This is a genomic window from Arachidicoccus sp., assembly GCF_050436765.1.
Classification (GTDB): Bacteria; Bacteroidota; Bacteroidia; order Chitinophagales; family Chitinophagaceae; genus Arachidicoccus.
Genome location: NZ_JBNQGD010000417.1, coordinates 3,048 through 8,487, shown reverse-complemented (window position 1 = coordinate 8,487; position 5,440 = coordinate 3,048). Strand labels below are relative to the sequence as shown.

Below are 5,440 nucleotides of genomic sequence, written 5' to 3'. Positions count from 1 at the left end.
CAGCAGTTCATCCTTCAATGCGTCCAGGTAAACCTCGCGAATGCTGTTTCCAGTTAAACATCGGACTTGTTTGTTGAAACACTCGACCAATTTTTCGATGGGTAGGTTTTCAAATTCTGATTTGAACTTTCCCTGCTGTTCTTTTAACAAAAAATCTACATACATAGCAATACAATTTTAAATAGTTAAAAAAATATTGCATCAAAAAAAGTGAAACGTTGAAGAGCCGTGTCCAGCTCTCGAACTTTTTTGGTTGGTAAAACCCTCATCATTTTACCACCGTAGCATTCCGCGCTCGGTTGGCGTTACATGAATAACTTCTTGATGCTGATGCGAAGGTAATAAATGGATATTAGTCTACCAAACTTATAGACTATAATTTTAGAAAAATAATGATTAACTAATCCATTTTCACGTAAAAAAATAGAATACTATATTTTATAGGAATTAAAACCTAAAATATCAAAATCATATGGGTTCATAAACCTAAATAATGACAATTAGTGCACTTCAAAAAGATCTAGACTGTACCTAATTATCACAATGCATGATTCGGTGACGCGGTCTGATTTACCGATTAATAATGTAATTTTCAGAACAACCACCAATCGACACAATAAAGAAATATTATCAGTTACGAATCTTAGAATACATAATATAGGTAATATCGAAGTTAATTTTAAACCCACTACACCCCAAAAAATGGCATTAAAGGGACCGCTAAGCAACTTGGTAATACAAGCGCTAGAAGAACTAGGAACAGAAAATATATCGGAAAAGGTAAAAGCTAAATTGAAAGATTGTCTGTTGAATGAAAAACCGGCACTGTTATAAGACGACTTAGTTTTGGCGTTCGCGCGTATTCATGATTTTATTCTGAAACTTTTAAATTAGTAAAATGACAGAATGGTTATCACTTACGGATGCACAAAAAAATCTTCGGTTTTTGGTCGTCTATTTCGCGATCTAAAAAGAATCACACCCTACCAATGCTCGGCACTCTGATTACAATGGCAGCAGGCAATTGTCATAAGCTTATCTAATCTGTGCAAAGCATTCTAAGTCTGTGTAGCCACCAAAAGCCACCAAAATACACGCCAGCGACCACCTACCCTCCCTTTTTAACGGGCTATTAAATGCAATACCTAGGCAAAAAAATACAATGCATTAAAAGAGGATCTCTCAATGCATTGTATAAAGCAGCAAAATAGTTGGAAAGCTGCTGCCATGCCTACTGATCTTTATCTTATTGATTTCTACCAATACAATTCAAATCGGTAAAGGCCTCTTCCAAACGTTTTACAAAAGTATCTTCACCTTTGCGCAACCATACGCGAGGGTCATAATATTTTTTATTGGGCGCATCTGCACCACCAGGGTTGCCCAATTGGCCTTGCAAATAAGCTTCGTTCTTTTTGTAATAATCGAAAACCCCTTCGGCAAATGCCCACTGCATATCGGTATCAATATTCATTTTTACCACACCATAATCCAAAGACTCATTTATTTGATTTTTGTCGGAACCGCTACCACCGTGGAATACAAAAGATACCGGACGTGCATCTTTGGTCAATCCTAATTTTTGGGCAACATACTCTTGACTGTTCAACAATATTTCAGGACGCAATTCTACATTACCCGGCTTGTAAACACCATGAACATTTCCGAAAGCCGCCGCAATTGTAAACAAACTGCCTACTTTATTTAAGCTATCATAGGTTGCATAAACTTCTTCAGGTTGCGTATAAAGTTTTGAATTATCCACTTGTGAATTATCCACACCATCTTCTTCACCACCTGTAACACCTAATTCCACTTCGATGCACATGCCTAAAGGCTCCATTCTTTTAAAGAACTCTACAGACGTTACAATATTCTCATCCAATGGTTCTTCGCTCAAATCAAGCATATGTGAGCTGAATAAAGGCTGACCATTTTGTTTCTTATAAGCTTCACCAGCTGTAATCAATCCATCAATCCAGGGCAGCCATTTTTTAGCAGCATGGTCAGTATGTAAAACGACGGGTACTCCATAATATTTGGCTACATTATGCACGTGCAGCGCGCCGCTGATAGCACCGCTGATATTCGCTTGTAACTTATCATTAGGCATCCCTTTACCGGCAAAGAATTGCGCCCCGCCATTGCTAAACTGGATGATAACGGGTGAGCCTACCTTGGCTGCTGTTTCTAGAACTGCATTCACCGAGTTAGTTCCTATAACGTTTACTGCAGGAACTGCATATTTATTTTCCTTTGCATCGTTAAACAAAGCTGTAAGTTCTTCGCCGTATAAAACACCGGCTCTGTGTTTTGACATTTTTCTTTCTTTTTTATTAAAATAATATGATAAAAGCCCGGCAATATACAGATGTTTTTCCAATTTAGCAACCTAACTGATGTTAGCGCAATGGCACAGTATATCTACAATTCTGCTCATAATTTCGTACCTTACATCTTTAATTATTAGTAGATGAAAGGTTTTGAATTTTCGCAGTTTATACCTGACGCACAGAAGAGTAAATTTGAGCAGTTGCTAGATATATTCATGCAATTACTCCCTTACACCAATGGCGATGCACAGGAAGCCTTGCAATGGATGAATGAATTGGATAAACAGTTTCAGCTGACCGGAGAAAATTATGGCATGGGTGATTTTATTCAAGATCTAAAGGACAATGGTTACCTGAAAGAAGATCCTATATCCGGTACCTACGCTATTTCCTCCAAGACTGAGCAAGGTATTCGTCAACGCAGCTTAGAAGAAATTTTCAATAAGTTAAAGAAATCAAGAAAAGGGGAACATACTACCAAAAAAACCGGTTTGGGCGACGAAGTAAGCCCGGATATTCGCAGTTTCCAATTTGGCGATAAACTAGAACAAATAGATTTCACGGAAAGTATTCGTGCTGCACAAATCAACCATGGCCTGGAAAATTTCTCTTTGGATGAAAATGACTTGCAAATTCGGGAGACAGATTTCAAAGCACAAACATCTACTGTTTTGATGATTGACATTTCACACTCCATGATTTTGTATGGCGAAGACCGCATTACTCCCGCAAAAAAAGTAGCCATGGCCTTAAGCGAATTGATTACCACCAAATATCCAAAAGATACTTTAGATATCGTGGTTTTTGGCAATGATGCCTGGACCGTGGAAATAAAGGATTTGCCTTATTTGCAGGTTGGCCCTTTCCACACCAACACTGTGGCCGGCCTGGAACTGGCGATGGATATTTTACGGCGCAAAAAAAACGCCAACAAAAAAATATTTATGATTACCGACGGCAAACCTACTTGTCTGAAAATTGGTGGAAAATATTATAAAAATGCTTTTGGCCTTGACAGAAAAATTACGAACCGGTGTATCAACCTTGCAGCACAGTGCAAAAAACTAAAAATAGACATTACCACTTTTATGATTGCCTCAGATCCATATTTACAGGAGTTTGTAACCGAATTTACGGAAACCAACAACGGCAAGGCCTACTTCGCGACTTTAGATAATCTGGGATCCTTTATTTTCAAAGATTTTGAAAGCGGTAAAAGAAGAAATGTGTATTAATTGCCCTACAAATCATAACTTCATCGTAAAGAAATCTACCGCAAAAAATGTTTTCATTTTTACTAAAAAGAATCGCTTATGGCATCCTCGTTTTAGCAGGTGTGGTAGTTGTTGTCTTCTTTCTGTTTCAAGGATTTGGTGATCCGGCGCGCTTGGTACTTGGTCAAACCGGCGATAGCGCAACCATACAAAATGTACGCAAAGAATTAGCACTTGATCAGCCCAGATGGAAACAATTCTTATTTTATTTAAATGATGTTTCTCCAATCAGCATTAACACGGAAAAGGAAATTCAGGAGAAACATTTAAGGGGATTTTTTATAGGCGGAAATGAAAAGCTGGGCATCAAGATACCTTATCTCCGTCGCTCTTATCAAAGTAAAAAACAAGTAACCGAAATATTAATGGAGGCCCTGCCCGGCACTATTATCCTTTCATTCACCGCTATGCTATTGGCGATTCTGCTGGGCATTCCTTTAGGTATTTTATCAGCGGTTAAACAGAATACCTGGCTGGATAGTTCCGCCGTCTTTACAAGTGTTCTGGGCATTTCAGCACCTTCATTTTTTATTGGAATCGTGATTGCCTATATTTTTGGATTTGTCTTGCACAAATATACGGGCTTGTATATGACGGGTAGTTTGTATGAATACGACCCCGTTACCGGCAAACATCTGGCCTTGCAAAATTTAATTCTTCCCGCTATCACTTTGGGAATAAGACCCATGGCTATCATTACACAGCTTACGCGAAGTACGATGCTCGATGTTTTACATAAAGACTATATCCGCACGGCTTATGCAAAAGGTTTAAGCAAAAGCGCTGTTGTGTGGAAACATGCATTACCCAATGCCTTAAACCCGGTAGCGACTGCCGTTACAGGCTGGTTTGCCGAATTATTGGCAGGTACTTTCTTTATAGAATATATTTTCAACTGGAAGGGCATCGGTAAGGTTACCGTAGACGCGCTGGAAAACCTTGATTTCCCTGTGGTCATGGGTAGCGTCTTGATTACCGCTTCCTTCTTCGTAATCGTCAATATTGTCGCGGATATTTTGTACACGGTTATAGATCCACGTGTAAAGTTGACCGACTGATTAGAATTGCTTTCTCCTGTAATCGAACAGAGTTGTCGCCCCACTGCCATGGCCTTTTTTGACCTTCATCAATTTCGTTTTATACGCGTAAGGGCCAAAGTCTTATTTCCCAAAATGATAACGAATACCCACAGCAATTGTAAAAGGACTACCTAAATTATAGCTGTATCCGTAATTTGATTTTGTTGCGAGATTGGAATAATATGTATTGAAAACATTTAAGGCATTCGCCCATATTTCCAACTTCTTTATTTCGTAACCCGTACGAAGGTTAAACACACTGAAGCCCCTATATTTAGTAGTATTGGCATCATCCATAAAATAATTTCCCATTTTCTGCCACTCTACTCCTATTCTACATCCTTTGATGAATGGCGGATGGTAAACGGCTTCTGCGTTCAATAGAAAATGTGGCGCGGCACTCATGTCATTGCCACTGTAATCAGCACCATTTTCCATATCCCGGATAAATTTATGGTTTGCATTGGTGCCACTTATTCGCAACTCCCATTGTTGGTTTGGCTTAAAATGCAACCCATATTCAATACCCGTATGACGCGTTTTTCCGGCGTTTGCATTTACAGAAGATCCGTCGTCATTTCTTATCGAAATAATTTCATTTGTTCCGTTTAGACGATACAAACTCCAATCTGCATACAATATATTTTGCACAAAGGATATCCAGCCACCAATTTCATAATTATCAAATACCTGAGGTTTCAGAAAAGGTACTTTTACATTGGGTTTCCAAGTTTATTACTCGCTTTTAGAATGG

The 5,440-nt window shown here is 38.7% G+C and carries 5 protein-coding genes and 1 riboswitch; of the genes, 3 read left to right on the top strand and 2 right to left on the bottom strand.

The window, feature by feature from the left end:
• Positions 1-235 precede the first annotated feature (235 nt).
• Positions 236-333: riboswitch (SAM-I-IV-variant riboswitch) on the bottom strand.
• Positions 334-543: 210 nt separating this feature from the next.
• Entirely contained in the window at positions 544-834 is a 291-nt protein-coding gene (locus ACQR30_RS17420) for a DUF6088 family protein (protein ID WP_429737064.1), read from the top strand.
• Positions 835-1,246: 412 nt separating this feature from the next.
• Here ACQR30_RS17420 and fbaA read toward each other — a convergent pair whose 3' ends face one another.
• Complete coding sequence (fbaA, locus tag ACQR30_RS17415) at positions 1,247-2,320, bottom strand: class II fructose-bisphosphate aldolase (protein ID WP_429737063.1); 1,074 nt, start codon at positions 2,318-2,320, stop codon at positions 1,247-1,249.
• 153 nt (positions 2,321-2,473) lie between these two features.
• On the opposite strand from fbaA, the gene ACQR30_RS17410 reads away from it, so the two are divergent.
• Both ACQR30_RS17410 and ACQR30_RS17405 read left to right on the top strand, forming a co-directional pair.
• The gene (locus tag ACQR30_RS17410) at positions 2,474-3,568 is read left to right on the top strand and encodes a vWA domain-containing protein (RefSeq protein WP_429737061.1); all 1,095 of its coding nucleotides are present in this window, start codon (positions 2,474-2,476) and stop codon (positions 3,566-3,568) included.
• 47 nt (positions 3,569-3,615) lie between these two features.
• Positions 3,616-4,665 (top strand): ABC transporter permease, encoded by a 1,050-nt coding sequence (locus ACQR30_RS17405; RefSeq protein WP_429737060.1) that lies wholly within the window; start codon positions 3,616-3,618, stop codon positions 4,663-4,665.
• 102 nt (positions 4,666-4,767) lie between these two features.
• Here ACQR30_RS17405 and ACQR30_RS17400 read toward each other — a convergent pair whose 3' ends face one another.
• Positions 4,768-5,337: a TonB-dependent receptor domain-containing protein gene (locus ACQR30_RS17400; RefSeq protein WP_429737059.1), complete on the bottom strand. Its 570-nt coding sequence runs from the start codon at positions 5,335-5,337 to the stop codon at positions 4,768-4,770.
• Positions 5,338-5,440 lie beyond the last annotated feature (103 nt).

What these genes read in the sequence shown, in the direction of transcription:
- ACQR30_RS17420 (WP_429737064.1), top strand. Translation starts at nt 544, where the DNA reads ATGCATGATTCGGTGACGCGGTCTGATTTACCGATTAATAATGTAATT.
- fbaA (WP_429737063.1), bottom strand. Translation starts at nt 2,320, where the DNA reads ATGTCAAAACACAGAGCCGGTGTTTTATACGGCGAAGAACTTACAGCT.
- ACQR30_RS17410 (WP_429737061.1), top strand. Translation starts at nt 2,474, where the DNA reads ATGAAAGGTTTTGAATTTTCGCAGTTTATACCTGACGCACAGAAGAGT.
- ACQR30_RS17405 (WP_429737060.1), top strand. Translation starts at nt 3,616, where the DNA reads ATGTTTTCATTTTTACTAAAAAGAATCGCTTATGGCATCCTCGTTTTA.